Origin of the sequence: Bradyrhizobium sp. HKCCYLRH1030 (genome assembly GCF_051168395.1) — a bacterium.
GTDB lineage: Bacteria > Pseudomonadota > Alphaproteobacteria > Rhizobiales > Xanthobacteraceae > Bradyrhizobium.
In genome coordinates this window covers 1,018,582-1,044,541 of the sequence record NZ_JBNPUY010000002.1, presented here as the reverse complement: position 1 = coordinate 1,044,541, position 25,960 = coordinate 1,018,582, and the positions used below count along the sequence as shown (strand labels likewise).

18 protein-coding genes and 1 pseudogene are annotated in these 25,960 nt (G+C 60.8%); 6 read left to right on the top strand and 13 right to left on the bottom strand.

What is annotated here, in order from left to right; genetic code table 11:
• Nucleotides 1–14: 14 nt before the first annotated feature.
• Both ACQR1E_RS10105 and ACQR1E_RS10100 read left to right on the top strand, forming a co-directional pair.
• Nucleotides 15–1,256, top strand: a complete 1,242-nt coding sequence (locus ACQR1E_RS10105) for a DUF763 domain-containing protein (RefSeq protein WP_434896979.1) — start codon at nucleotides 15–17, stop codon at nucleotides 1,254–1,256.
• 4 nt (nucleotides 1,257–1,260) lie between these two features.
• Complete coding sequence (locus ACQR1E_RS10100) at nucleotides 1,261–1,722, top strand: NUDIX domain-containing protein (RefSeq protein ID WP_315827900.1); 462 nt, start codon at nucleotides 1,261–1,263, stop codon at nucleotides 1,720–1,722.
• 23 nt (nucleotides 1,723–1,745) lie between these two features.
• On the opposite strand, the gene ACQR1E_RS10095 is transcribed toward ACQR1E_RS10100, so the two are convergent.
• From ACQR1E_RS10095 to ACQR1E_RS10085, 3 genes are all read right to left on the bottom strand, one after another.
• Nucleotides 1,746–3,443: a methyl-accepting chemotaxis protein gene (locus ACQR1E_RS10095; protein ID WP_315827899.1), complete on the bottom strand. Its 1,698-nt coding sequence runs from the start codon at nucleotides 3,441–3,443 to the stop codon at nucleotides 1,746–1,748.
• Between the two features lie 839 nt (nucleotides 3,444–4,282).
• Nucleotides 4,283–5,488 carry an MFS transporter gene (locus tag ACQR1E_RS10090; RefSeq protein ID WP_434896978.1) on the bottom strand — a complete coding sequence of 402 codons (1,206 nt, stop codon included), beginning with the start codon at nucleotides 5,486–5,488 and terminating at the stop codon, nucleotides 4,283–4,285.
• Between the two features lie 403 nt (nucleotides 5,489–5,891).
• On the bottom strand, nucleotides 5,892–6,824 hold the full coding sequence (locus ACQR1E_RS10085) for an alpha/beta hydrolase (RefSeq protein WP_434896977.1): 933 nt from the start codon (nucleotides 6,822–6,824) through the stop codon (nucleotides 5,892–5,894).
• Nucleotides 6,825–7,008: 184 nt separating this feature from the next.
• On the opposite strand from ACQR1E_RS10085, the gene ACQR1E_RS10080 reads away from it, so the two are divergent.
• Complete coding sequence (locus ACQR1E_RS10080) at nucleotides 7,009–7,908, top strand: helix-turn-helix domain-containing protein (protein ID WP_434896976.1); 900 nt, start codon at nucleotides 7,009–7,011, stop codon at nucleotides 7,906–7,908.
• Between the two features lie 217 nt (nucleotides 7,909–8,125).
• Here the strand turns inward: ACQR1E_RS10080 and ACQR1E_RS10075 are convergent, their stop codons facing one another.
• Entirely contained in the window at nucleotides 8,126–8,377 is a 252-nt protein-coding gene (locus tag ACQR1E_RS10075) for an excisionase family DNA-binding protein (protein WP_434896975.1), read from the bottom strand.
• Between the two features lie 353 nt (nucleotides 8,378–8,730).
• Between ACQR1E_RS10075 and ACQR1E_RS10070 the strand changes: the two genes are divergently transcribed.
• Nucleotides 8,731–9,917, top strand: a protein-coding gene (locus ACQR1E_RS10070) for an IS3 family transposase (protein ID WP_434896974.1) whose coding sequence is annotated in 2 segments (ribosomal slippage) — nucleotides 8,731–8,983 and nucleotides 8,983–9,917 — 1,188 coding nt in all. Because the reading frame shifts where the segments join, the coding sequence is not laid out codon by codon here.
• A 263-nt stretch (nucleotides 9,918–10,180) separates the two neighbouring features.
• Here ACQR1E_RS10070 and ACQR1E_RS10065 read toward each other — a convergent pair.
• The 8 genes and pseudogenes from ACQR1E_RS10065 to ACQR1E_RS10030 all read right to left on the bottom strand — a co-directional run bounded on the left by ACQR1E_RS10065 (nucleotide 10,181) and on the right by ACQR1E_RS10030 (nucleotide 19,945).
• Nucleotides 10,181–11,119, bottom strand: coding sequence for an HNH endonuclease (locus ACQR1E_RS10065; RefSeq protein ID WP_434896973.1), 939 nt, complete (start codon nucleotides 11,117–11,119; stop codon nucleotides 10,181–10,183).
• On the bottom strand, nucleotides 11,116–11,520 hold the full coding sequence (locus tag ACQR1E_RS10060; protein ID WP_434896997.1) for a very short patch repair endonuclease: 405 nt from the start codon (nucleotides 11,518–11,520) through the stop codon (nucleotides 11,116–11,118). Before ACQR1E_RS10060 ends, ACQR1E_RS10065 begins: the two co-directional genes overlap by 4 nt.
• Before the next feature lie 28 nt (nucleotides 11,521–11,548).
• Nucleotides 11,549–13,372 carry a response regulator receiver domain gene (locus tag ACQR1E_RS10055; protein ID WP_434896972.1) on the bottom strand — a complete coding sequence of 608 codons (1,824 nt, stop codon included), beginning with the start codon at nucleotides 13,370–13,372 and terminating at the stop codon, nucleotides 11,549–11,551.
• Entirely contained in the window at nucleotides 13,365–16,280 is a 2,916-nt protein-coding gene (locus tag ACQR1E_RS10050; protein WP_434896971.1) for an ATP-binding protein, read from the bottom strand. The genes ACQR1E_RS10055 and ACQR1E_RS10050 overlap by 8 nt, the downstream gene beginning before the upstream one ends.
• On the bottom strand, nucleotides 16,277–17,422 hold the full coding sequence (locus ACQR1E_RS10045; RefSeq protein WP_434896970.1) for a DNA cytosine methyltransferase: 1,146 nt from the start codon (nucleotides 17,420–17,422) through the stop codon (nucleotides 16,277–16,279). The genes ACQR1E_RS10050 and ACQR1E_RS10045 overlap by 4 nt, the downstream gene beginning before the upstream one ends.
• A gap of 7 nt (nucleotides 17,423–17,429) precedes the next feature.
• Nucleotides 17,430–17,621, bottom strand: a complete 192-nt coding sequence (locus tag ACQR1E_RS10040; protein ID WP_434896969.1) for a hypothetical protein — start codon at nucleotides 17,619–17,621, stop codon at nucleotides 17,430–17,432.
• 1,734 nt (nucleotides 17,622–19,355) lie between these two features.
• A pseudogene (locus ACQR1E_RS10035) lies at nucleotides 19,356–19,617 on the bottom strand (conjugal transfer protein TraD).
• A 1-nt stretch (nucleotide 19,618) separates the two neighbouring features.
• Nucleotides 19,619–19,945, bottom strand: coding sequence for a conjugal transfer protein TraD (locus ACQR1E_RS10030; RefSeq protein ID WP_434896968.1), 327 nt, complete (start codon nucleotides 19,943–19,945; stop codon nucleotides 19,619–19,621).
• Between the two features lie 170 nt (nucleotides 19,946–20,115).
• Here ACQR1E_RS10030 and traA point away from each other — a divergent pair, with 170 nt between their 5' ends.
• Nucleotides 20,116–23,127, top strand: coding sequence for a Ti-type conjugative transfer relaxase TraA (gene traA, locus ACQR1E_RS10025; protein ID WP_434896967.1), 3,012 nt, complete (start codon nucleotides 20,116–20,118; stop codon nucleotides 23,125–23,127).
• Between the two features lie 128 nt (nucleotides 23,128–23,255).
• Nucleotides 23,256–23,468, top strand: coding sequence for a helix-turn-helix transcriptional regulator (locus ACQR1E_RS10020; RefSeq protein WP_434896966.1), 213 nt, complete (start codon nucleotides 23,256–23,258; stop codon nucleotides 23,466–23,468).
• A gap of 5 nt (nucleotides 23,469–23,473) precedes the next feature.
• Here ACQR1E_RS10020 and ACQR1E_RS10015 read toward each other — a convergent pair whose 3' ends face one another.
• Nucleotides 23,474–25,387, bottom strand: coding sequence for a hypothetical protein (locus ACQR1E_RS10015; protein WP_434896965.1), 1,914 nt, complete (start codon nucleotides 25,385–25,387; stop codon nucleotides 23,474–23,476).
• Nucleotides 25,388–25,960 lie beyond the last annotated feature (573 nt).

Genomic DNA, 25,960 nt, shown 5'->3' with positions numbered 1-25,960 from the left:
CTTGCAAGGTTCCGATGGCCCGACGCACCGGCAGCGCCGATCTTCCGCTCCATTCCGGACGCGTCCCGGCCTGGCTCGGCACGCGCATGGCCTCGCTCGGCGCCATCATCACCCAGGCGATCGTGCATCATTACGGCCGCGACGAATTCCTGGCGCGGATGTCGCATCCGTTCTGGTTCCAGTCGTTCGGCGCCGTCATGGGCATGGACTGGCATTCCTCCGGGATCACCACGAGCGTGATCGGCGCGCTGAAGCGCGGGCTGAAGCCGCTGTCCGGCGAGCTCGGCATCTACGTCTGCGGCGGCCGCGGCGAGCATTCGCGCAAGACGCCCGACGAGCTGCGCCTGCTCGGCGACCGGCTCGGCCTCGACGGCGAGGAGCTGGTGCGGACCAGCAAGCTCGTCGCCAAGGTCGACAGCGCCGCGGTGCAGGACGGCTTCGACCTCTATCTGCACGGCTTCTTCGTCACCGCCGACGGCAAATGGACCGTGGTGCAGCAGGGCATGAATGGCGACGCCCGCCAGGCCCGGCGCTACCATTGGCATTCGCAACAGCTCGCGAGCTTCGTCGACGCGCCGCACAGCGCCATCGACGGTCCCGTCCAGGGCGAGATCGTCAACCTCACCGACAAGCGCGCCGCGCCGTCGCGCGACGCCCAGCTCGAGCTGCTCACCGAGCTCGGCCCCGACCGCGTCGTCGCCGAGTTCGCGCGGCTGAGCACGCCGGAGCCGGCGCAGGGCCTGCTGCCGCATCTCGTCATGCCGGCGCATCACGACGTCAGGCCGAAGGACATATTCGCCCGTCGCCTCCACGGCACGCTGGCGGCCGCGGCCGAGCGCGGCCCGGTCGACTTCCCCGACCTGCTGCTGACGCCGGGCGTTGGCGCCCGCACCGTGCGCTCGCTCGCCATGGTCGCCGAGGTCGTGCATGGCGCGCCGTATCGATTCGGCGACCCGGCGCGGTTCTCGCTGGCGCATGGCGGCAAGGACCGGCATCCCTATCCGGTGCCGATCAAGGTCTATGACGAGACCATCCGCGTGCTCAAATCGGCCGTCGGCAACGCCAAGCTCGGCCGCGACGAGGCGCTGTCGGCGCTGAAGCGGCTCGACGACCAGGCCCGCCGGCTGGAGCGCAGCGCGACCGGCCCCTCGCTCGATGCCTACATCGCGACCGAGCGCGCCGCCTCGCCAGAGCTCGACGGCCGTTCGGTGTTCGGCTGGGAGCGTGACCTCATCCAGCGCACCGGCGAGGCGTAGCGGCATGCCGGCGCGCAGCGCGGGCGTGCTCGCCTTTCGCCGCACCGCCGATGGACTCGAGGTGCTGCTGGTGCATCCCGGCGGCCCGTTCTGGCGCAACAAGGATCTCGGCGCCTGGTCGATCCCGAAGGGCGAGTTCGGTGCCGGCGAGGCGGCCGAGGCGGTGGCGCGGCGCGAATTCGCCGAGGAGCTCGGCACGACGCTGACGGCGCCGCTCGTGCCGCTCGGCGAGATCAAGCAGCGCGGCGGCAAGGTGGTCGAGGCATTCGCCGCCGAAATCGATCTCGATGCCGGCAGCATCACCAGCAACGCGTTCGAGCTCGAATGGCCGCCGCGTAGCGGCCACATCAGGCGTTTTCCCGAGGTGGACCGCGCCGCCTGGTTCGACCTCGCCGAGGCGAGGGTCCGGATCAATCCAGCCCAGGCCGCGCTGCTCGACCGTCTCGTAGCGATCGGCGGAGGGTGAGCTGTCACCATCCGCCGCCGACGTCACGCCGCGCGGACGTTTCCGAGGAAGCGCCCGGTCTGGGTCTTGAGCTGATCCGACTGGCTGCCGAGCTGGGAGGCCGCGCTCAGCACCTGCGCCGCCGCGGCGCCGACCTGGCCGGACGCCTCGCGCACGCCGACGATGTGCTGCATGACCCCCTGGGTGCCCTGCGCCGCCTGCTGGACGCTGCGGGCAATTTCCTTGGTCGCGGCACCCTGCTCCTCGACCGCGGCTGCGATCGCGTCGGTGATCTCGTTCATCTGGCCGATGGTCGCGCCGATCTCGCGGATGGCGTTGACGGTGGAGCCGGTGGCGTCGCGGATGGCTTCGATCTGGCTGGTGATCTCCTCGGTTGCCTTGGCGGTCTGCGCCGACAGCGCCTTGACCTCGTTGGCGACCACCGCGAAGCCCTTGCCGGCCTCGCCGGCACGCGCCGATTCGATGGTGGCGTTCAGCGCCAGCAGGTTGGTCTGGCCGGCGATGGTCTGGATCAGCGCCATGACCTCGCCGATCTTCTGCGACGCGTGGACCAGCCGGTCGACCATCGCCTCCGTCCGCGTCGCCTGCCCGACCGCGTTCTGAGCGATCGAGGACGACTGCGTGACCTGCTTGGCGATCTCCTGGATCGATGACGACAGCTGCTCGGCGGAGGCCGACACCGTCTGCACGTTCTTGGCGGTCTGCTCGGCGGCCGCGGCCACCTTCGCGCTCTGGTCGGTCGTGCCGGCGACGATGCTCGACATCGATTGCGCCGAGGTCTGCAGCTCGCCGGCGGCGGTCGCGGTGGTCTGGATCACGCCGCCGATCGAGCGCTCGAACTCGTCGGCGATCCGCACCAGCACCGTGCGGCGCTCCTCGGCGGCCTGCTGCTTGGACTGCTCCTGCTCGGCCCGGAGACGCTCGCTCTCGGCGAGATGGTCCTTGAAGATCTGCAGGCTGCGCGCCATGCGGCCGATCTCGTTCCTGCGATCCGTGAACGGCACCTCGAGGCCCAGATTGCCCTTGGTCAGCTCGTCCATCACGGCGCAGGTACGGTCGAGCGGAACGACGACGCTGCGTCCGAGCCAGAAGGCGACGACCGCGGCCACCAGCAGACCTGCGAGCGCGCCGAAGCCGGCCCACAGCGCGCGCTGATAGACGACCGCATCGACGTCGTCGACATACACGCCGGCCTGGATCGCCAGCATCTTGTCGCCGCTGCCATAGGCGCCGACGTAGGACATCTTCGGCAGCTCGGTCGTCCCCCCCGCGCGCGGCACCTTGTACTCGACGAAGCCGCCGCCGGCGCGCGCCATGCGCACGATGTCCTGGATCAGGAGCTTGCCGGTGGAATCCTTGAAGTCCCAGCGGTTGACGTTGATGTATTTCGGGTTGGCGTGGACATAGGTCACGCCGGCATCCGACGATCCGGTTCCGTAGACGCCGAGATAGTCGTTGTACTGGCCCCAGCGCATTGCGCCGATCGCGGCGTAGGCCTGCTGCCGCGCCTGCTCCGGCGCCATTTTGCCGGCGGTTGCCGCGGCGTCATAATAGCTCAGCACCTTGACGGCGGACTCGACGAGGTTGCGGACCATGGTCTGCCGCTCCTCGAGAACGGTTCCGCGCAGCATCAGGATCTGCATGGCGGAGACGGCGAACAGTGCGATCGACATCACGGCGATGATCGCCGCGAGACGCTGATAGACAGTCAGGTGTCGCATTTTCTGGTTCTCGTTGCGTGGACTGTATGCACGATACCAACCGTACATTAATGGTTTGCTATCCGTGCCGCCCGAACACTATCGAACTAATTAGTTTTTGGACGGATCATGTCCACTCACGCGAACTCAAGCCAGAGAACAACCAACCCGACCTGGGGTGGCGATCGTTCGAACTAACATGCGATAATCCGAGGTATCATCCAAGGGGACGGCCGGTTCCCTGCGAAGTTCCAGTGGGTTAGGTGTCGAGTTCCCACGGAGTTTCGTCGTCGCGACGCGTCAGGCGCCCGAGCTTTGTGCAGCTCAGCCCTCACCTCATCGAGGGCGCAGGGAAGACCAGGCATCGGCTGATTCCTGCGGCCCCCGTGCGGAAAGGAATGCACGGGGCAGGAACCACAGGTTCAGCCGGGTTTGCCCGGCCTTCCCTGCGCAATGGTGTTACGGCTGCTTCGCACTCTCCTCGGGGACCGACGTTCTTGCCCCCGTTTGCGGCAACGCGCCAATGGCACGCCGCGCAGGCATCAGCGTCGGGATGCCAGGACCATGCGACTTGACCGTCCGTGCCGGCGCCGCTCGTCAGTCGGCGCCTGCCCGTCCATCACATCCCACCCCAACGCTCCTGACGATGCGCAGCGCCCCTCGTCGATGAGGCGGGACAATCAGAGAGAAGCACGAATTCCGATAAAACGAAAGAACAAAATTTGCGCAAGCGGGCGCGATTGCGCCGATGTCGTTGAGACGGCGAATGAACTTCGTGTTTCGGCGCAGGGGGAATGCGGCATGTCGCGGCGCTCCCGGCGAGCCCATGTCCGGCCCGACGGGCGACTCGGTCGAACGCCTCAGGGAGAGACCGCCGCGCGCGCCGGCCGGCGCTGCCGCAGCAGCAACAGGATGACCACCGCCGCGCACGAGCAGGCCAGGCTCAGCGCCAGCGGCGCTTTGCTGCCGTAGCGGGTCAAGAGCTCGACGAGGATGGGCGCCGACACCGCCGACAGCAGGTTGAGCGGCAGTCCGATCTGGGCGGACGCCTTGGCGAACGCCGCCTTGTCGTAGAGCACCAGCGGCATCGTGGCTCGCGCCACGGCGAGCGCGCCGCTGCCAAGGCCGTAGATCAGGATGAAGCCGCCGATCGCGGCGTGCGACCCGTCGCTCAGCATCAGCAGCAGCATCGCCACCGGCAGCGCCAGTCCGGCGACGATCGCGGTGGTGATGCCGTCCCAGCGGCCGCCGCCGAGAAAATCGATGGCGCGGGCGCTGATCTGGATCACCCCCAGCATCGAGCCGAAACCGACCGCCTCGGCCGCCGACAGGCCTTTGGCCTTCAGGAGCTCGATCAGTACGGCCCCCATCCCGAACGCGACGAAGGCGTTGAGGCCGGAGGCGCCGACCAGCAGATAGAACGTGCCGCGCGACGGCGTCGATGCGGGAGCCGACGCCGGCGGATCCGACGACGGCGGCAGATGATCATGGACGCGCCGCGGCAGCAGGAACACGAACAGCGGCAGCGAGACCAGCAGCAGCAGGCCGGCATAGACGAGACAGGTGCTGCGCCAGCCGATATGCGCGGAGAGGGCCGAGGTGACCGGCCAGAAGATGCTGCTCGACAGGCCCGTGACCAGCATCAGCGCGCCGATGGCGCTGCGCGCGCGCAGGCCCGCGATCTCGTTGAGCACGATGTAGGAGGCGGTCGAGAGGGTGGCGCTGCCGGCCACGCCGAGCAGCAGCCAGGCGGCATAATAAGAGAGCGGCCCCTGCGCCGCAGACAGCAGCGCGTAGCCCGGCGCCGCCAGCAGAGTGCCCGCGATCATCACCCGCCGCCCGCCATGCTTGACGAACGGTCGCGCCAGCAGCGGCGAGCACAGCCCCATCGACATGTACAGCACCGTCGTGCTGGCGAAGATCGCCGTCAGCTCCATCTCCAGATCCGCCGCCATGGCCCGGCCGATCACCGCCGGCAGGCTGAGCGTGCCCCAGGCGATCAGCTGGGTGATGGCGAGCACGATCAGGACGCGCAGGAGGGAGGGGTCGGCGATGACGGAGGGCATTTCGGACGGGGGCACTGCACGGAGGTGACGCGCGGCGCGCGTTGCAATCCTAATTCTAGAGCATTCGCGCCGAATCAGCCCCGCTGTTTCGGAATTGCGGCCCCGCCACCGGCGGGGTGCTCGTGCCAGTGCCGGCAACTGCACGCACGGCCGCCGGCCCGAGCAGGAACAGCATGAGCAGCGCCGCACGGGAGCAGCCGATCGTCAGCCCCCATGGGTCTCAAGGCGAAGCAAGAGCATCGCCTAACGCGCCGCAGAGCGGCGCTCCTCACCATGAGGGCCGCGAAAAAGACCCTCATCCCGAGAGGCCGCCTTAGGCGGCCATCGCGAAGGATGGCCGCGAAACGAGCGCTCGCCACAGCTTGTTGCCTCATATGCGATCGCCCCACCCTATCGGCGGAGCTCAAGCTTCGCGCGTCTGAAGGAGGTGTGATCGGAACCAGTCACGCGCAGCCGAGGATGATCGTTCGAAGTGCTCGACATAGGGCGCGAAATGCCCGCAAGGCAAACTGACAAACTGTTTTGGCTCGCCGGCGCGCGCGAACGCCTCCCGCGACGCCTCGATCGGCATCAGCATGTCGCCCTCGGCCGCGATCAACATCAGGGGCCGCGGCGCGATGCGATGCAAGAAGGCGACCGGCTCGAAGCTGAAGGTGAGCTCCAGGCTGCGCACGGTAACCTCGTTGCGCCACAGCGGCGAGATCTTCGCCGCCTCCATGCACCAGTCGTAGGCGTCCGATGTCCCCAGGATGCACGGCGTCGTCGCCGGATCCTGCGCCACAACCTGCATGGTCATCGGCGGCTCGCCCGCGGCACGGGCCAATCGCTCGCCTACGAACAGCTGCGACAGCTGCGCCTTCGTCTCCGCCGGAATGTGGCTCCAGATCGCGCCGCCGCTGAGGAACGAGACCTGCACTGCCACGCAGCGGATGCGCTGATCGATCGCCGCCGCCTGGATGGCGACACCGCCGCCATAACTGGAGCCCCAAGCGCCGATCCTTCTGGGATCGACGCGCGGCAGGGTCATTGCGAAGGTGATGGCATCGCGGTAGTCGGCCAGCTGCTGCATCGGGTCGATCTCCTGCCGGACGCGCCCTTCGCTCTCGCCAAAATTGCGGGGATCATAGACCAGCGCGCCGAGACCGGCTGCGCTGAACGCGGCGGCATATTTGTCGAGATAGCTTTCCTTGAGCCCGCTGAAGCCGTGATGAAGCACGACGATGGGCGCTGTCGGCGCGTCCCCCTGCGGCGGCACGTGCCAGCCGCGCAGCACCGTACCATCGTCGGCCTTGAAGGCCACCTTCTCGAACCCAGCCCGCAGATCCGAACCGACCATTGCAACCTCCCTTTGCTCTCGTCTCTCCGCCTTGTCTGCACGGCGGTCACAGCCTAGGCTCTAGTCCAAGCGCGGCACCGACGTCCCGGACGGCAGCGAAAGCGAACCCGGACGACGGCGAAACGCGGGCGGACGCAGCCGCCGCAAGCGAGGGCCTCCGGGCGGCCGAGGGAAAGCGTTGCAGATGCCGAACGTGCAAGGGTTTGCCTCGCTGACCGCGCCCACGACGTCCCTCGACCCAATGCTCGGCTGGACCATTCACGAGGCCATCTCGCTCCGTCAGCAGTTGAGGCAGCTAGGCGATGCTCTCGTGATCGAAGCGCAGGTCGCACAGGGCTGCGCCGGGATGCGCCGCGCTTCCGATGCCGGTCTGGTGGTCGTGATGACCGTGATCGAAGGCCGGGAGCGCGGCGAGGACTCAACGGGCACGGTGCTGTTCGAGCCCGGCGACGTGATCGTCTGGAACACGCGCGAGACGCTCGCCTTCGCCACGCTCAGTCCGCTGCGCAAGATGATGATCGCCTGCCCTGAAGCCGTGATCCGGAATTTTCACCCCGACCTGATCGGACGCGGCCCCCTGCATCTGCCCGGCCGGCACGGCTTCGGCGCCGCCGTGTCCGGTTACTTCGAGGGCTTCGCCGGCACGCTGGCCGAGATGGACGACCGCGAGGCCCATGCCGCCGTCGATACCGGGCTCGAGATCGTCGCCAGGGCTGCGCGCCTCGTGCGCCGCGACGCTGCACCGCGCCGCTCATCCGCGCGGCTCGCGCGCATCATGAGCTACATCGACGCACAGCTGCACGACCCCGATCTCGACAGCGCCGAGATCGCCGCCCACTTCGGACTATCCGTCCGCTCCGTACAATTGTTGTTCGCCGAGCACGGCACCACGCCCTCGGAATGCATCCGCCAGCGCCGCCTCAACCGCTGCCGCCGCGACCTCCAAGCCGCGCGCCGAACCGAGAGCATCACCGACATTGCCCTGCGCTGGGGCTTCAACGACCCCTCGCATTTTAGCCGCCTCTTCCGCCGTCGATATGGCGTGCCCCCGCGCACGCTCGTGCGGAAGAGGCCGGAGGGCTGACGGCCCGCAGCGATTTCATCTTCTCGCAACTGAACGGAATGGCTGGGATGGGTGACTGGCGGAGAGAGTGTCCGCGTTTTTGTGCGAGATCTTTGTTTACCTTCAAATGGTTGCGTGATTTTGGGGCCAGCGCTTCCACCGAGTTACCCTCAGCCAATTGGCGAATTGGAACGGAAAAAGACGGAAAACTGCGGTCAAGTCTCCCAACCGCGAAGTGTTACCGAACCTTTTTTATACCTCCAGGTTCCGAGGGGGTCACGTGGAGCAGTGCGTGGAGCGAGCTCACGAGCACTAACCGCCGACGTCCTACCGTTATCGTAGTGAGTTGCCCTGCCCCAATTAACTCGTAAAGCTTCGTGCGGCCCAAGCCGGTGACCTCGCTCGCTTCGTGAATCGTGCAGGTGAGCCGTTGATCGAACGGAATCGACTTTGGTTCTCCGGATAGCAGATCAAATGGAGCAATCGGCAACCCTCGCTTCTGTCTCCCCCTTTCGACTGCATCCCATGTCTCCTCCTACTTTACAAAGCTCGGCGGGACCAGAGTTTGCTGTACGGGGATATACGTCAATGCGAACGCCCGAGAGCTCCCGCGCACACTGGAGCACGGCAACGGCTGTTCGAGCGAATTTGGATATCAACTGCGGCGTCGATTCTTTTTGGCGATTGAGGAGGACTGGCGGGCGCTGGAGCGAAATGGTTCTTCAGAGGCTAGCGTCAGCTAGGAACGTTTCCGAAGTTGAACACTGCCCACGCGCATTATGACCTGCCCCTAAGAATCTCCTCCAGAAGGATTTAGAGTCCGAACTGACGAAGGACGGACAGATGAACCGGAAGCGGTTCACGGAAGAGCGGATCATCGCGGTCTTGAAAGAGCACGAGGCCAGTGCGAAGACGGCCGATCTGGCTCGCAAGCACGGGATCTCGGAGGCGACGTTCTACAATTGGAAGGCCAAGTTCGGCGGCATGGAGGTCTCCGAGGCCAAGCGGCTCAAGGCGCTCGAGGACGAGAATGCCAAGCTGAAGAAGCTGCTGGCCGAGCAGATGCTCGATGCGGCGGCGCTGCGGGAGCTGCTTTCAAAAAAATGGTAGGGCCTGCCGCCAAGCGCGCTGCAGCGGCGCACCTGCAGGCCAAGCTCGGCCTGTCGGAACGGCGGGCCTGCTCGATCGTCGGGGCGGATCGGACGATGGTGCGCTACCGGTCTCGTCGCCCCTCGGACGCCGAGCTTCGGGGCAGACTGCGCGAGCTTGCCAACGAACGGCAGCGGTTCGGCTATCGTCGGCTGTTCATCCTGCTGCGATGGGAGGGCGAGCGATCCGGCATCAACCGTATCCATCGGCTGTACCGCGAAGAAGGGCTTACGGTGCGCAAGCGACTCGCCCGTCGAAAGGCTATCGGGATGCGGGCTCCGATCCCGGTAGAAGCGAAACCGAATGCTCGCTGGTCGCTGGACTTTGTCTCCGACCAGTTCGCCAACGGTCGGCGTTTCCGCATCCTTAACATCGTCGATGATGTCACCAAGGAGTGTCTGGGCGCGATCCCGGACACCTCGATCTCGGGCCGGCGGGTGGCACGAGAGCTGACGGCCATCATCGCCTGGCGCGGCAAGCCGGGATCAATTGTGTCCGACAACGGCACCGAGTTCACCTGCAATGCGATGCTGGCTTGGTGCGAGGACAACAGCATCGCCTGGCACTTCATCGCACCGGGCAAGCCGATCCAGAACGCCTTCGTCGAAAGCTTCAACGGCAGGATGCGCGACGAACTGCTGAACGAGACGCTGTTCTTCGGCATCGCCGAGGCACGGAGCAAGATTGCGGCATGGGTTGCCGACTACAACGGCGAGCGGCCCCACTCCTCGCTGAAATACCAGACCCCGGCGGCCTACGCAGCCACATTCACCGCAACGGGCGATCGGCTGCGCAACCCCGACCAGCTCCGCCGCTCGCCCGTTGCTCCACCCGCGCCAATCGGCGTAAAACCCACTCGGACTCTAGATGCTGCTGGATGAAACTTCGGTGGTAGGTCAATTAGGACAAAAGCAGCTCAAAGTGCCATTCAACCGCAAGCTCTTCCAGCCTGCGCGAGCTAGCACTACCTTATCGCCCCGCTAGGGTAAACGATCAGCTCCGGCGCGATTTTGCTCAACGGCGCGTTACACGTCGCCAACACTACTTTCTTCGCTAGTTGAGCCAATCATCGGCGTGTGGTGTGGCTTCTTCGATCGCCTTCTCAAGTTCGCGCAGTTGGTCTCGATAAGGACTCTGCAAGATGCTATCGAGCACGCAGCGGATGGGCCATGTTGATCGAAGCGAACTTGTCACGGTGCCGCTTCAGATAGGCCGGGTGGGGCCACTGCTCCTTAGTCCGGGGCAGGAGAATGCTGCCATCATGCCGATTGAGCAAAGACAATAATTCGTCAGGAATTCCGGTTCGCGCAGCGATAATGCGGTAATCGTCTGTAATAGAAATCAGAAATCGATCAAATAGCCAGTGAACCGTTGCAGTCAAGGCTATCCCGTTCTGGACCACATCGGGGCCGCCATCAGCTACCGCCCAAATATGCGCCGCGTGCACCTCCGAGTTTCCTCGACCATCAAACATTTGCAGCCCGGTTGCGGCGCAGCGGTTATCATACGCGTTATAGACCGCATTGCGAAAATTGGCGTCTCGAATTATACGATTGCTAAGAATTGATTCGATGCGACGTTCACGCTCTCCTGCCGGTGGCAGTTGTCGGAATGCTGCTGCCGCGTCCTCTACTACCGTCGCCGGTACCCCCAGACGCTGAGCATTGTCGGCGTTAAGAGTTTCGTAGAGGCCCATTGCGACCAAATCCGCAAAATCATCTTCCCCGAGATGCCTGACCGATCGTCCACGCAGGAACACACCCACCTGCGTTTGAGGAATGTCCCGCAAAGCCTGTTCGGAATAACGACCGTTTACGGTCCAGGGGACGGGACGGTCGAAGGGAAGATACTCGCCTAAATTGGCGTAGCTTAAACCGGGGTTCCTCTCATCGCGCTCAACGCTCACGACCCGCGCGACGGCAAAATAGGCCAAATTCCCGCCATCCGCTCGTGGTCTTCGAAGAACGATCCAATCTCCCACGCATCGTTCAATGATACCTAGATATCTACGAGGAAATTGATAATGCCTGGAAATATCATCATTGTAGATAGACGTCGGTTTCGTATCGAAGACTGCTTTCATGCCGTCCCCTTCGTCTTTCTACGCCGACCACTTTTCGAAAAGATTTCGGCCAGCTTGCGTTCAATTTCCTCGCCGTCTTTCGTCTCGCATTCCCAGATAACCGCAACGCGCCACCCGTCCGCGCGCAACGCACGAGTGGCCTCGCCATCCCGTCGAACGTTTCCGGAAAGCTTGTTAGTCCAAAACGCTCTGCGAGTTTGAGGCACCGACGCACGCCTGCAATTCGGATGCTGATGCCAGAAGCATCCATGAACGAATATCGCCACTTTATGTTGCGGAAACACCAAATCGGGCTGCCCTGCCAGATCTTTCCGATGAAGCCTAAATCTCAGTCCCATTGAATGGGCTACGGTTCGAACGCGCTTTTCGGGTACGGTATCCTTACTTCGGACCCGAGCCATAAGTTTGCTTCGTTGCTCCGGGCTGATTCTATCCATTGGCCGAAGGCGTACTGATGAAGTCTAATCCAACCCTTGAAAGATGCTGGCCGGTCATCTGCAGGACGTGGGTGGCATTCACACCGCGCAACTGTGCAATCACTTCAAATTGGCTCTCCACCCACTCGCGTTCGGTTTCGGACGCTTTCGTTTCGCCGTTTACCTGCACCAGCTTCGGAGTCAGACGCGACGCGTCGAATATAGTCTTTCCGGATTCCGCACGAACAAGACCCTGATCTTTCAACATAAAGAACTCGTATGGAGGTTGATAACCACTACCGGCCACAAATTTGAATGCCTTCTTATCGGAACCGCGCTCGAAGAAAATGTGATTTCCCTGCGATGCCACCTCTAAGGCCTTGTCGATCGGCACTGGATTTAACATGATCGCGACAAGTGGCGTAATGGGATGAACCGAGTGAGTCCACCATTGATCGGCCCCTGGACGCCGCGCGACCAAATCGCAAGCAGGCGATGCGGCCACGAAGTATTGATCTGTCGCTGCATGTTTGAAAATCGTGCCAGTGGTCAGATGTGCGCGACCGAAACGCTCGGTGCTTGAAAAGCTGTTGAGCCGAAACATTGTGTTGGAGTTTGTCGTGAGGCCTTTGGTACGCGCCAGCACAGTCGCGCCGTCCAACATAGTTTTGCCTCTTGGCCATGTATCTTTTGTCCAGCCTGTGTCCCTAAGCTCTCCTACTAGCGCCTGGACTGCCAGCTTCAGCAGCTCCGGATCGGACGACAAACGGCGTCGGACACCGTCGACAATCTTATCGACGATTGTCATTACAGCCACTTTCATGTCCGGCGGCGCTTGAGGATCAATAGGTCCCAAGGCGTCGAGAAGATAGTACCAAAGCGCGGTATGAGTGACAGGATCCTTGAGAAGTTCGTCTTCGCTGGCAAGAGCTTCGAGCTCAAGGATGTTCTGTATCTCGGAAACCAGAATTTGAATTAGGTTGGGTTTCCACGCCAATAAAGCGCTTCTCAAGCCGCTCATTATGCCGGCAGGATCATTTAGGTCCTCGGTGAGCTCGCTCTTCTGAACAATGGCTACAAAAACGCTGCCGGACTGTATCCATCGATTGCTTCCGCTATAGTCCCCAACGGTCGCCCGCTTCGGCTCACCCGCGTATCGGCCCGACCGTTGTGCCATCTCTCTGTGTATAAGTGCTTCAATTATGTCGCCGCAGGCGGCCTGCGGTACTTCCAGGTCGATCAATTGTTTCCGCTCGGTAGTCTGCACATCAGCCGGCAAGCCACGGAGGTCGCGACGTTTGGAATACGCCATAATCGCTTCCTTGCTCGCGCCCGGAAGTCGCCTTTCGTCGGAAAGCCTTTCCCAGTGAGTTTTTGGATCGCCGGTTAGAGCTGCAGGCAAGGTTGTCCAGCCACCGGAGAGAGCCGCGACGATCTCCAACCACACTTTGTCCAAGTCCGGTTCAGCCGTATATACGACGACGGTATTGAAATGTCGTGAGATTGAGAGCTCGCGAAGAATCTCGATAGCGCGATCACTGTTATTGTGACCAGGCCCCAGATGATAGTCTAGCACAACCAAGTCGCTTTTTCGTAGACGCTCAGGCCTGACGTCGTTAGCGACGTTTTCGACATCGCAAAGCATGTGGTTGCGTTGGAATGCATCATAAAGCAACGCGGCGCGGCCCTTATCGACAAAGCGATTTGCCGTGTCGGCAGTTTCGCCATTCGAGAGATCTAAATAGGTTGGAAATTGATCATCTACCAGCAGCACCGTTCGTAGCGGTTTACCCTGGAACGTGGCCTCGACGACGGATTCGTAAGCAGCATCAGCCATCGATACGCACCCCTTTAAAATCGATTAGAAAATTTGCGCCTCCAAGAACTTTGGGGTCGTCCCCGGTTGCATACCTGATTCTGTGGCCTGCCACCGAGAGATTGGCGCGACTTAGGTAAAGACCGATGCCACGCCCCGACCTCCGGGTCGTAAAGAAGATAGTGAACAAGCGCGACACGTCTTCCCGATCAACGCCTGGGCCGCTATCGGCAACAACCGCTAGACCATCCCGAAAATCCAACCGTATTTTGCGCTCGGCGGATTGGCTCGTCCAATAGATGGCATTATTCACGAGATTGATAAAAACGGGGAAAATGCGTGAGGGCATATCCGTGATAGCGATCTTCCGGAAAGACGCTGTCGCGAGAAAGTCGATCCGCTGATCCTTGAACGTCGATGAGAAAAACTCGGCTATGTAGTCTGCAATCTGCTGCCCTGTGATGGCTTCCCGCGTGCGATACCCACCGATTTTGAGAGGAGTCAAAAAACGCAAGCGATCCGCGAGAGCTTGATGAGACCGAATGGCCATCTTGTATGCGTCCGTCTGACGCAAGGCCAACGGGAGCTTTTCAAGATTGCGCTTTACCTCGGACTCCAATGTCTCAAATTCGTGTCCAATAATTTCGACTGTGATGCCGATCTGCGCTACAGCTTGAATGTCACGCAGCTGTTCTTCAAGCTCCTCTTGCCGCTCATTCGTAATATCGACCGCACCTTGAAGATCAATACCTTCGATCAGTAGGTCGAGAGCGCCGATGATAGATTGATATCGATCGGCGAATATCTCTGATAGCTCAGCACGATTGGCATCGAGCAAATTCATCATGCCAAGCAGATTAGCGGCATTGACCTTCGCTGTGAGCAAATGTCCGATGCGGCTTTGAATCTCCGCTTCGTCATCGCGACCTTGCGTTGTCCACTTTTGTCGAAGCTTCGCCAATCTGTCGTCAATGGTTGAGGAGAATTGCCGAAGCTGATTGAATAGAGCTTGACGTTGCTCTTTGTAGTAGTTGGACAAGACGTCTCTGGGCTTATCGCTTTGAACCGCCGCATCAACTTCCGCTGCAAGCGATGCCAAGCTTTGAAGTTTTTCCGAGAACACCTCAAAGTCATCGCGGTATTTACGCCAATCAACTTCCAAATCCCCCAGTCGCGATGAGGGGGTCGGCGGACGCAACGTATCACCAACCAGGCGAATATCGCGAACACGGGCAGCCAGAACTGTTGCCTGTACTTTGTCCTTTTTGGAGAGCGTGTCCTTCGCCAGTTCGATGAGCGATTCTGTCCGTCGAATCGCATCCTCCAATGGGGCGGCCTGTTCCTTCAGAAACTGTCGCATACCTTTGCGACGACGAAGGCGTGCCTTATCAGCAGCCTCCTTCTGGAGTGCCTTGCGCTCCATGATGCCCGGTAAGACTTCTGCACGTAATGGTGCATCCGTCCCGAAATACTTGCGGGCCGCATCCATCAGAAACTGGATCACCAGCAAACGCATTTCGCGAAATGCTCGGTTATCGACCAATCCTTCGCGGCCCGCTTTATCCTTCAGTGATGGATTTTCTGCTCTCGTAAAGCCAATCCTGCCAAAACTGCGCCTGTGGGCCCAAAACTCGCGCCCGGCATGCTTGCCTCGGCGTTCTTCCAGCTGGAGAAAATCCGCATTTGAGCGACCGTAAGGCATTACCCGCAGAAAGTCCCTAAATACAAGCACACCGCCGTATTTGTCCGACTGCAAGTCCAACCACGCGTGTCGCTGAGCATCATGCGTGGAGCGACGTTCATCCTGCTCATAAGTGCCAATTGTAAATGTGAATGCACCAAGCTTATCGCGCCCCCGCGGAGACAATGGACGCGCTGGATGATAAGTTTTGAGGCCCAAATCTTGACCGAATGCCACAATACGACCCGTGAACGTACCTCGCGCGTCGAACGCGCCATCGATGTAATGTTCAAGATCGTGCAAATCATCCATCCCGAAGACCTCGGTGGCTCCCAACAGCCGCCTGTCATCGTCGCCACGATGGATAAATACCTCGTAGTCGAAAGTCGGTCGATCTTTTGAATATGGATCAGTAAAATTCGTAAGCGTCTGCCTTAGGCGCTCCTTTGCTTCGTCCACTTCTTCCCCAGATTCTTCCGGGCGAACCCAAACGCCGAGCTCGTTGTTCAGGCCAACCATAAAGATTGCGGTACCGTGATCGGCGAGACCCAAAAAGACGGGCCATTCTTCCAGATGCCGTCGTGTGAGGGGCATGCTTTGCCAGGCCGCCTCTATCGAATCCGCGGTGAGCGAAAGCTTTTGACTCCCCTCATAAACGGAAAATCGCTTCCAACTATAAGCAAGCTTTTCCTCCCGCTCAGAGCCTTGGCCGCCCAAATTCGACTTCAAAGTGCTCAATAGGGTAGGCAACCCATCCACCAAATCGTCGGCGGACTTGAAGGTCTGCACCGGCAGCCGGATGTCGGATAGCTCAAGATAGGGGTTTTCAAATAATCTCCAATCGACAACGATGGCAACGAAATCTGAATCAGCTTGTTTGGATACCAGGATGGTCCCGGGAGCAAGGAATGCAACCGACAAGCGCCCGATGCCTTTCTCACCTTGCCGCGGCCTGACCGGCAAACCGAACGTCTGGACTGGCGTTTCATCGGATGCGTCGAACTTACTCTCGGTCCCGATGACCAACCATCGTTCAAGAACGTCATTCTTGTTCATTCCGACGCCGTCGTCGAAAATCGCCGCGACTTCAGGGCTACCGTCGAAAATATGCAGCGCTACGTTCTTCGCGTATGCATCGTAAGCATTCTTCCAGAGCTCACTGACCGCCGTCGGGGCATCGGCAATCTGCCCCCTGCCCAAATGGTCGATGGTTCGCGCGCGCGTCTGGAATGCTACGCTTTCAATCATGCGGCATCCGCCTGCTTTTCCGCCTTGCGGAGTTTGATGATTTCCTGGCGCAATGGTTTCAGCAGAGCCTTGGCCAAATCGACAGGCACAGCGTTTCCAACCTGTTTTCCGCCAGCCATTATCCCACCTTCGAAATTGTACCAATCCGGAAAAGACTGAAGCCGCGCGGCTTGGCGCAACGTGATGCCATGGTGCTGCGTGGGATGGACGAATCGCCCCTTCGACGGATTTATGCAGGCAGTTGTCATCGTCGGACCAGGGGCTGACGGATCGATCCGACCGTACACATCATGATGCCCGACATGGTCCTCGTGACAGGGCAGAATGCGGCCGGAGTCCTTTCGTGACCCACCATTAGGCGGTGTCTTTTCGAACACCTTCAGCAGCTCCGGTCCATGCTGCATATGGATGTTGTTCGGATCTCCAGGCAAAGCTTTCTTGAATGCCACGGAAGCGTTGACCCAGTGCGGCAAGCTATCTTCAGAGTCCGGTGACACGTGGGTCGCCTTCGGTGGCCAGGCCTTCACATCCGTGAGGCGTTTGCGGTCGTACCCCAAAATAAAAACACGGCGCCTATTCTGTGGCACCCCGAAATCTCTTGCATTAATGGTTTGGGGTTCAAGCACACCGTAGTTGGCCCGGTCAGCGAGTTCATAAAAAGCATCGAGGAACTTTTTGTGCTTGGGCCACAAAAGACCAGGCACATTCTCAACCAGGAAGAACACGGGCCTCAGGACGCGCACATACTCAAAATATCGCAAAAGCATTTGATTGCGAGGATCGTCAACGCCAGCGTCGTTCAATCTGTGGGCAGAGAAGCCTTGGCACGGGGGGCCGCCCAACAGGATATCGCAAGGCGCCTTATCGAAGCAGCATACCGCCTTCACTTTCGCGGGCGACAGCTTCGTAATATCGGCTTCAAAGAGGCAAGCGTTGGACAAACCGGTATCGATGAGGTTCTTCCGGTACGTCTCACACGCATACTTATCCCATTCGACAGCAGCGACTACTTCGATGCCAGCGAGATGCGCTCCCAGCGAAAAACCGCCAGCGCCTGCGAAGACGTCGCATGCGAGAACCGCATTGTCGGCTTTCGATTTCGTCTTGGTCTTTGTCTTGCTGTTTTTCCCAACGTTCCCCACGATACGCCTACTTCGCTTTTCTTTTGTCTTGAACTTCGTCTCCTGGGACTTGAATGCCCGCCTTGGCTAAAGCCTTGAGCACTATAATGCGCATCGTGTCTCCGCTTTCGGCAGCCTTTATTTTAAGGCTCTTCTTAGTCACGCTAGGGACGGTGATTTGAAGCGTCTCTTCCGGAGCAGGCTTCTTCGCTGCAGACATTTTTGTTTCCCTTAAATCATGAAACCATGATATCAAGTTCCACGGAACTTTCATAGACGGTATCGCAAGATTATTACGGTTAACGAGCCAAACCGACATCAGCCCACGCGGCTAATTCAATGGCGGTCTCTCCAGGACGACGATCGCATCTCCGGTGTCAACGGACGCCCTGGTTGTTCAAGGCCGTTCGCTCTCGGCGCCGGGGCCAGCAATCTCCGAAGGCATTGTCACCAAATGCGATATGCTCAAAACGCATACCCAGGGACATGTCGGAGGAATCAGTCCGTGAAACATTTCGAAGCGGCCGAGCCGCTCGCCGGAAGCGCCCGGCCTCGGTCCCGTCGTCAACGGCGTCGCTATCACTGCCCTTGATCCGGGTGCATTTTTAACCGGTCTCGCAGCCGAGGCCAGTCACGCGCCCGCAAGCGGCGCTTTTGCGTCTGCATGTCTCACGGGCCCGCTTCCCCTGAACGCTCAAGGGGCGCTGCGCCCGCACCAAGAGCTGCAGACTTCGCGAGCGGCTTACCCCCCGCTTTCGGCGAGGGCCAGGATCCCATCAGCCCATTGCAACCGACGCTGAATGAAGGAGAGTACACATGATTTCCCGCAATGTAGAATAGCTTTGACGGCTCACCGACGCCAGCAATGGCATCGCCACCAGCCTAACTCACGGGTGACGTTATGGAGGTGCCAATACGTTACCGACAAGGCGGGAGCTCACTGGGTGCTGGCAAAATCGCCAGGCACAGCGATCCACAAAAGCCGTGCCAACGGAGCTCTGGCTGGTGTCTTGAGGGAACATGGGAGGCGCTCCTTGATTTTCGATCTGCCGATGGGTTCCGTCCGGGACGGTCGCAGTGCTAATCTTTCCGCTTCACCCGCGGATATCTCCTTTCTGAAGGCGTTCGGCCTCTCCGAGGCCCCGAAATCGATCACGCCCCCGAAACCTTCGCGCTGCCTGGTCGTCCGGCTCGCAAAGCCTTCTTTCGCGAATGAGTCATAGAGCCGAGCACAGACCCTCACGGGTAACAAGTACTGAGGCGGCAACCGTCAAGCGGCATCCTGTTCAATGTTCTGCGGGGTTTGCCAAAAACCTATGCCTTCGACACGCTCGTCGACGCGCTGCAGCGACCGACGTTCAGGATGGATCTCCGGGAGGTCGGGGGGGCGGAAGCACTTTCATTCATCGGACGCCGGTCGCGATGCGAACATGCCAGGCGCGGTGCTCCGTCACGGCTCATTGTGAGAGGGACGGTGCCGTCCTGCCGTCGCAAGGCCCGATGTCCCAGGACAACAAGGTCGAGGAATTGACGGAGATCATCAGGAAGATCGAGCCTGCCGCGAGGACGGCGTACTCGTCCTGGCGACCCCGAACCGAAAAGAGGCGCTGGTTCCGGCTGTGCTGAGAAAGGACAATTCGGTCACTCGGTGCTTGTCAACTATCCCACGAAATAGGAAGTCTAACTTGCAATTCAGGGCATGTTGAACGAACGGCCGCAGGATGCCGCTGGCGGCGAACAGAGCTTGTTCTGCAGAATGGCGCGGATCGTGGAAGAAGACGCAGAAGTTGGACTCCTAGTTCATGTTGACGCCGCTTGCGGAACTTGGCGCGCTCTTGTAGTCGAGGGCTCCTGGGGATCAAGGCCCGAGCCCGCCAATGAGCTACATCGAGAATGGCGTTTTCGCTTGCAACTATTAGCTCCGATGGCGAGACATCAAGCGGTCGGCGCGCGATTACTCGCCGTTTTTGCGCGTGAGCGATCTTATCTCGTTGGTTGCCGTGTCCGCCTCGAACGCCTGCTTCCCCTTCGGCCCACAGCGCTCGCGCATGTTCGCCCTGATCGCTCTTTAGCGTGTCGGCCATCCAGAGCAGCGCGCCGTAGATGGCGGCGCGATCATCGCCCGTCGAAGTCACTAGTCCAGCTTTGACGACGAGGCCGCCCAGCTCGATGAGGTGTCGCGTGCGCTTGCGGCGCTCAACTTGCCACTTGCGCATGTCATGTCGCGCCCTGACGGCCCGATTGCGATTGCGGGCCGTTTGGTTGCGCAGGAGCGACATTAGCGTTGCGGTCAGTTGCTGGCGCATTTCGCCGTGGCCGGCTTTGAAAGAACGCGGCCCCGCGCTTGGCCCATGCCTCCCTCTTCCCGCCTTCTTTTGTCTCAGCCAGAACGATCAGTGCGCCTGCCAATTCCTCCGCGCTGAGTGCGTCCGCACCGGTGGCGATGACCAATTCGCCGAGCTGACGCACTTTGCGGCTCCTCAGTCCTCGCGCCTTTTCCTCGAGCGCCTTTAGGTCCGCATCGAAATCCCTTGGTTTGCGCATCGCTGTCTCCATGAGTGTCGGTGAAGAATGATAGCTGGGCGACCGGCATAATGCTGTAAGGTGGTCAGGACATCCTGGGACGCGATAGTCCCTCCCGAGATTTTTTCGAGGGAGGGCGCGCTTATACGTCGTGCCGACGTGCGCTTCGCTGTGTAGATGCTCTGATCGCGATGGCGATCTATCATCTTCACGTCAAGGTCATTGGCCGGAAGGCCGGGAGCAGCGCGGTGGCATCGGCGGCCTACCGCTCGGCGTCGAGGCTGCGCGACGAGCGTTTGGGCCGCGATCAGGATTTTTCCGGCAAGCGCGGCGTCGTCCATTCCGAGGTGATGCTGCCGGAGAATGCGCCGGAGGCATGGCGGGATCGCGAGCGACTCTGGAACGATGTCGAAGCGTTCGAAGTCCGTAAGGACGCGCAGCTCGCACGTGAAGTGGAGTTCGCGCTTCCGCGCGAGATGACTGAGGCGCATGGAATCGAGTTGGCCCGCGACTTCGTTCGGAGTGAGATCGTGGGTCACGGCATGATCGCCGATCTCAATGTGCATTGGGACAGAGCTGAGGACGGCCTGCCCAAGCCCCATGCCCATGTCATGCTGACCATGCGCTCGGTCGACGAGAACGGTTTTGGCCAAAAGGTGCGTGACTGGAACCGCACCGAGATGGTCGAGCGCTGGCGCGAACGCTGGGCCGAGCTTGCCAATGCACGCCTCGCCGAGCTCGACATCGACGCGCGGATCGACCATCGGAGTCTGGAGGCCCAGGGCATCGCACTGGAGCCGCAAAGCCAAATCGGCGCGCCTGCGAAACGCATCGAGGTTTCCGGCATCTCAGGCGAAGGCGGTGAGGCCGACCGGGCCGAGATGCACCGCGAGATCGCGCGCGGCAATGGCGCGCGGATCATCGCCGATCCCTCGCTTGGGTTAGACGCCATCACCCAGCAGCAATCGACCTTCACGCGCCGCGACCTCGCGAAGTTCGCTCACCGGCACAGCGACGGGCTCGACCAGTTCAACGAGGTGGTGGGCGCGATGCAGGGAGCGCCCGATCTTATCGAACTCGGCAAGGACGCCCGCGGCGAGGATCGGTTCACCACCCGCGAAATGATCGAAGCCGAACAGCGGCTGCACCGGGCTGCTGAACTGATGGCGGAGCGGGAGCGCCATAATGTGGGCGATGCGGAGCGCAGGGCAGCTTTGGCGCGCGCGGAAGCACGCGGCCTGGTGCTTTCGGGTGAGCAGGCAGAAGCGCTGGCGCACGTCACGAACGGATGCGATCTCAGCGTCGTAGTCGGCCATGCCGGGACGGGAAAGAGCGCGCTGCTGGGGGTGGCACGGGAGGCCTGGGAAGCAGCCGGCTTCGAGGTCCGGGGTGTGGCACTCTCCGGCATTGCCGCGGAAAACCTTCAAAGCGGATCGGGCATTGCGTCGCGCACGATAGCCAGTTTAGAGCACGGCTGGCGACAGGGCGGTGATCTGCTCAAATCGAGCGATGTGCTTGTCATCGACGAGGCGGGAATGGTCGGTACGCGCCAGCTCGAGCGCGTGCTGTCACATGCCGCCGAGGCTGGAGCCAAGGTGGTGCTCGTGGGCGATCCGCAGCAGCTGCAGGCGATCGAAGCGGGAGCGGCCTTCCGGTCGATTCACGAGCGTCACGGTAGCGCCGGAATCGGCGAAGTACGCCGTCAGCGGGAGGACTGGCAGCGCGACGCCACGCGCGATCTAGCGACCGGCAAGGTGGATCATGCGCTTGAGGCGTACCGCGCCCACTGCATGGTGCATGAGGCGCCTACCCGCGAGCAGGCGCGCGGCGATCTGATCGAGGGCTGGGATCGCGACCGGCAGGCATCGCCCGATGCGAGCCGGATCATCCTCACCCACACAAACGACGAGGTCCGCATCCTGAACGAGGCCGCGCGCGAGCGGATGCGGGCAGCGGGCGATCTCGGCGATGAGGTGCGGGTGACGGTCGAGCGCGGCGCGAGAAACTTTGCCAGCGGGGATCGCATCATGTTCCTGCAGAACGAGCGCGGCCTTGGCGTCAAGAATGGCACGCTCGGGACCATCGAGGAGGTCAGCGCGCAGTCCATAGCCGTGCAGACCGACGATGGCCGATCCGTGCGCTTCGACCTCAAGGATTACAATCGGATCGACCATGGCTATGCGGCGACGATCTACAAGGCGCAGGGCATGACGGTCGACCGCGTCCATGTCCTGGCGACGCCCGGCATGGACGCCCACAGCAGCTATGTCGCCCTGTCGCGGCATCGCGACGAGGTGGACCTGCATTATGGTCGCGATGATTTTGCCGATGCGAACCGGCTCACCCGCGCCCTATCGCGCGACCGCGCCAAGGATATGGCCTCGGATTACGAGGGCGTCGATCCGCTCCAGAGCTACGCCGAGCGACGTGGGATCACCTTCCGCGATCGCGTGGCCGAGATCGTGCGCAAGATCATTCCCGAGAAGCTACGCGACATCTTCGACGGCCTGCGCTCTCCGGCGGATGTGGCCGGACCGGACAGCGGACGGAGGCCGGAACAGGCAGCGCCGGAAAGGGAAAGCCGCGGTCCGGCAGCCGAGCCGCGCGGAGTCGAAGTCCCGGCAAGCAACGTGGCGCAAGATCCCGAAGCGGACGCCCGTCGCGTCCGGACACGAGCGCTGGTGCGCCATGCCCGCGCGGTAGATGCGATCTTCGCGGCGCAGGAGACGGGCAGCCGAGCGAGCAGAGAACAGGTGAAAGAGCTGCAAAAGGCGCGTCAGGCCTTCGAGGAGGTTCGCCCCTTTGGCTCCCGCGACGCTGAAGCCGCCTACAGGAAGAACCCGGTACTCGTCCGCGAAGCTGCCGGCAGGCGCCTCAATGGCGTTATCCGCGCGCTCCAGCTCGAGACCGAATTGCGCATTGATCCAGGCCGTCGCGCCGACCGCTTCGTGGAGCGTTGGCAAAAGCTCGACCATGTCAGCCAGCGCCAGTATGAAGCCGGAGACATGTCCGGCTACAAGGCCACGCGCTTGGCGATGGGCGACATGGCCAAGAGCCTTGAACGCGATCCGCAGCTGGAGTCCATTCTTGCCAGGCGCAAGAAGGACCTCGGCATTGGAATGGATTCGGGCCACAGGCTTGGGCAGCAATTGGCCTTTGCTCATGGCATCGAGCTCGGCCGCGGCCGAGGACTCGGACTTTAAGCCATCCCGTTTGCCGCCGGCTCTACGCCACGGCCGAAAACGTACGAGCTCCTCTTGTCCGCCTTCACTGATTCGTCCTGTCTGGTCTCACAAGACGTCAGAAACCGCCAGCGAGAGGCAGTTCGGCCATGCGAGAGCCGGATCGTATCATCCGTTTAAGGACCGTCATACTCAGGACAGGACTGTCCCGGTCTACCATCTACCGCAAGATCACCGAGGGCACGTTCCCGGCTCAGTTGAAGATTAGTGCCAATGGGGCCGGTTGGCATGAATCCGACATCGACAAGTGGGTCGCAAATCCAGCCGGGTGGATACCCGATCGAAATAACGCCAGCAATTAGTTGGTCTACAATGCTTGTTTTACAAACTTGATCGTCTTGTCATCAAATTTTCGGGCCATACAGTCCGCGTAGGTGGCCCCAGCCAAGCTACCAAGACGGTCCGGGTCAAGAAAATACATCGCCTTAGAGCGATCGAGCGTTAGGATTTTTTCATTCTTAAGGAGAGCCAACACGGCCGCACCTAGCCCCTTCGTCATCCGGGCGTGCTCTAGCTTATGCTGATATCTCGCGAGGCTACCCTTACTATGGGACCGGAATGAGATTATAAACTTACGAAATCTTCGCAGAGCCTCATCGGTCTTCGGGTCTTCGGCAGCGGTTGGCGCGGATGCGAAATTCGTCCAAGGATGATTCTTATCACCAGGCCAGGAGCACGAAAATTTGACGTTCCCGCGAACCGTTGGGACAGAAACAATCTGTGCTCCGTCATAGACTTGGGCCTCCAAATAGACTGACGCGTCTTCGCGACCCATCGAGGATTCAGCGATCACCTTCTCTGTTGTGAACTGCAATTCGCCGCACTGTATGCTTATCGGGGCCACCAAAATCGCTTCTGGTCCAGGACCTATTTCAACTTTCGCGTGGGGGGCGTCAATCTCAATATCTTCGAGATAGCGGCCTAGCTTCAGACCACCAGTTTGATCAGACTCGAAGTTAAGGATGCGCGGACGTTCCGCATCTTTTCTCGCAAGCGTGATTTCAACGTCTGCGCGCAGAACCTGCTCATCCTGAGCATCTTCTGGTGAACTGATGGAGAGGCTTGCCGAGTCTCCAAGTGATAGTCTAGCCCGAAGTGAAGCATAAAGGATCCCGATATGCTCCGGCGGCAGAAAGATACTCTCTCCATTGTCCTCTTCGTTCACATAGAACTCTGCCAAAAACGGGTTTGCCGCGGCTCCTCTTAGTAATTCGGCCTGTACCGCGGGCTGGCTAGCAGATTTGCTCCGAAGCGCGTGTACAGTAATGAATGCCTCGAAAACCGCCGACGATGTGCCCTGTTGCCCACCGAGAAATGGATGCTCCGGAACCCAGCTATCTAGAGCGGTCGAATAGGTTTGCGCGTCCCGCGGCGACATTGGTGGTAATGGTGGCGGCGCAAGCTTATACAGCCGCGCCACAAGCCGATCGAGCTGCTCGGTATCAGAATAGAGTCGCGAAGCTAGAGTCGGATCTTCAAAACTGAGACCAGCAAGCTTTCCCCTCTCGCGCTCTAGGATAGCCGAGACCACTTTTGGAAGAGTCACCGGCCTTTCGCCCTTTTCGATTTCGCCGATGAGTGCTGCCGGGTTGCCAACACCAGCAACGCGCTCGGATACAGCCCTCAGCACGGGCGCGTATCCGGCAAATCGATCACCATCACTCTCGGTCTGCTCTCTCAACTTCGAAAGTAACAACTCTATTGCACGACGCTCTGCCTGGGCATAGGGGCTTCGTGGCCGCGCGGCCCTCAATTGAGCTTCGGCAAAATCGACAGATGCCTCCTGTCCATAGAAGCCGATCTCAAGCACCGCGGACTGCGTTCCATTCGAATCCAGCAACAGCCACGTGTCCTGGATTGCGACGGTACGGCCAAACAGAATAGTTGGGATCACCCGCCCCTTTGTCAGTTGCGAGATGTCGGAAACGAACGCCTCGAAGGCTTCTTGCGTTACCCGGAAGCGAGCCTCATCGATCCCATCAATCAATACAGCCGTACTTCCGTCCTCCCATGCAGAGTAGAGTCCCGATTTTACCAAGCCGCCACTTAGTGTGTTGCCACCTACTGGATCAGCCTTCGATAGGTCCACATAAACCGCGCCGGTGATATAGGCAATTTGCCTCGCAAGCGTCGATTTTCCGACCGCGCCCGGCGCTGATACGAGCAAGACTGGACTCGTCTCCTCCTGGCCTTCGCTGCTTAGATCCTCATCGATAGACAAGGGGGCCTCCTTGAACGTGGGGAGGCCACACTTCTCCAGAGACCATCCCCGGACCGCACCTAGCCCATCCGGAGCCTTCACCTTCAGCCGCCGGGTCCAGAAATTGTCAAGGGTGAGGACTTTCGACATTGCTGTTCCGCCCTTCTGTGTTGTCGCCACAACTATATGGAGCCACTAGGGTCGTGTAAATTGGCTCGTGCAATCTTTCCGGGAGACGGAAACTCGCTCCTGCGAAATGTCTTAGGGCATCGAACGCCCCTCGTTGCCCGTAGGCGAAAGCACCGCCTCCCAATTGCTCCCGCCGTGCCAAAGTTTCAACCGTGGGTTAAGGCGAGGGAGCCTCAGTGATCAGACAGGCTATTGCACGCACCTAAGGGGGTTGATCCTCCGGCGAGCTGTGTTCGCGGCCTTCGTCTGCGCGATCGCCAAAACTCGTTTGAGATTCTGCCCCTCCGGCGCCAGCAGCACCGTTTCTATCCTGTTTCGCCGTGTCATCACAGGACTCGCACGAGAGTAGCGACCTCGACCGACGATATAACATCGAGGAGCGTGATAGTTAGGCGGACACTGATG

Coding starts and splice junctions, on each gene's coding strand:
- traA (WP_434896967.1), top strand. CDS start 20,116: ATGGCGATCTATCATCTTCACGTCAAGGTCATTGGCCGGAAGGCCGGG.
- ACQR1E_RS10100 (WP_315827900.1), top strand. CDS start 1,261: ATGCCGGCGCGCAGCGCGGGCGTGCTCGCCTTTCGCCGCACCGCCGAT.
- ACQR1E_RS10095 (WP_315827899.1), bottom strand. CDS start 3,443: ATGCGACACCTGACTGTCTATCAGCGTCTCGCGGCGATCATCGCCGTG.
- ACQR1E_RS10085 (WP_434896977.1), bottom strand. CDS start 6,824: ATGGTCGGTTCGGATCTGCGGGCTGGGTTCGAGAAGGTGGCCTTCAAG.
- ACQR1E_RS10065 (WP_434896973.1), bottom strand. CDS start 11,119: ATGAAAGCAGTCTTCGATACGAAACCGACGTCTATCTACAATGATGAT.
- ACQR1E_RS10040 (WP_434896969.1), bottom strand. CDS start 17,621: ATGTCTGCAGCGAAGAAGCCTGCTCCGGAAGAGACGCTTCAAATCACC.
- ACQR1E_RS10105 (WP_434896979.1), top strand. CDS start 15: ATGGCCCGACGCACCGGCAGCGCCGATCTTCCGCTCCATTCCGGACGC.
- ACQR1E_RS10050 (WP_434896971.1), bottom strand. CDS start 16,280: ATGATTGAAAGCGTAGCATTCCAGACGCGCGCGCGAACCATCGACCAT.
- ACQR1E_RS10030 (WP_434896968.1), bottom strand. CDS start 19,945: ATGCGCAAACCAAGGGATTTCGATGCGGACCTAAAGGCGCTCGAGGAA.
- ACQR1E_RS10020 (WP_434896966.1), top strand. CDS start 23,256: ATGCGAGAGCCGGATCGTATCATCCGTTTAAGGACCGTCATACTCAGG.
- ACQR1E_RS10090 (WP_434896978.1), bottom strand. CDS start 5,488: ATGCCCTCCGTCATCGCCGACCCCTCCCTCCTGCGCGTCCTGATCGTG.
- ACQR1E_RS10055 (WP_434896972.1), bottom strand. CDS start 13,372: ATGGCTGATGCTGCTTACGAATCCGTCGTCGAGGCCACGTTCCAGGGT.
- ACQR1E_RS10060 (WP_434896997.1), bottom strand. CDS start 11,520: ATGGCTCGGGTCCGAAGTAAGGATACCGTACCCGAAAAGCGCGTTCGA.
- ACQR1E_RS10080 (WP_434896976.1), top strand. CDS start 7,009: ATGCCGAACGTGCAAGGGTTTGCCTCGCTGACCGCGCCCACGACGTCC.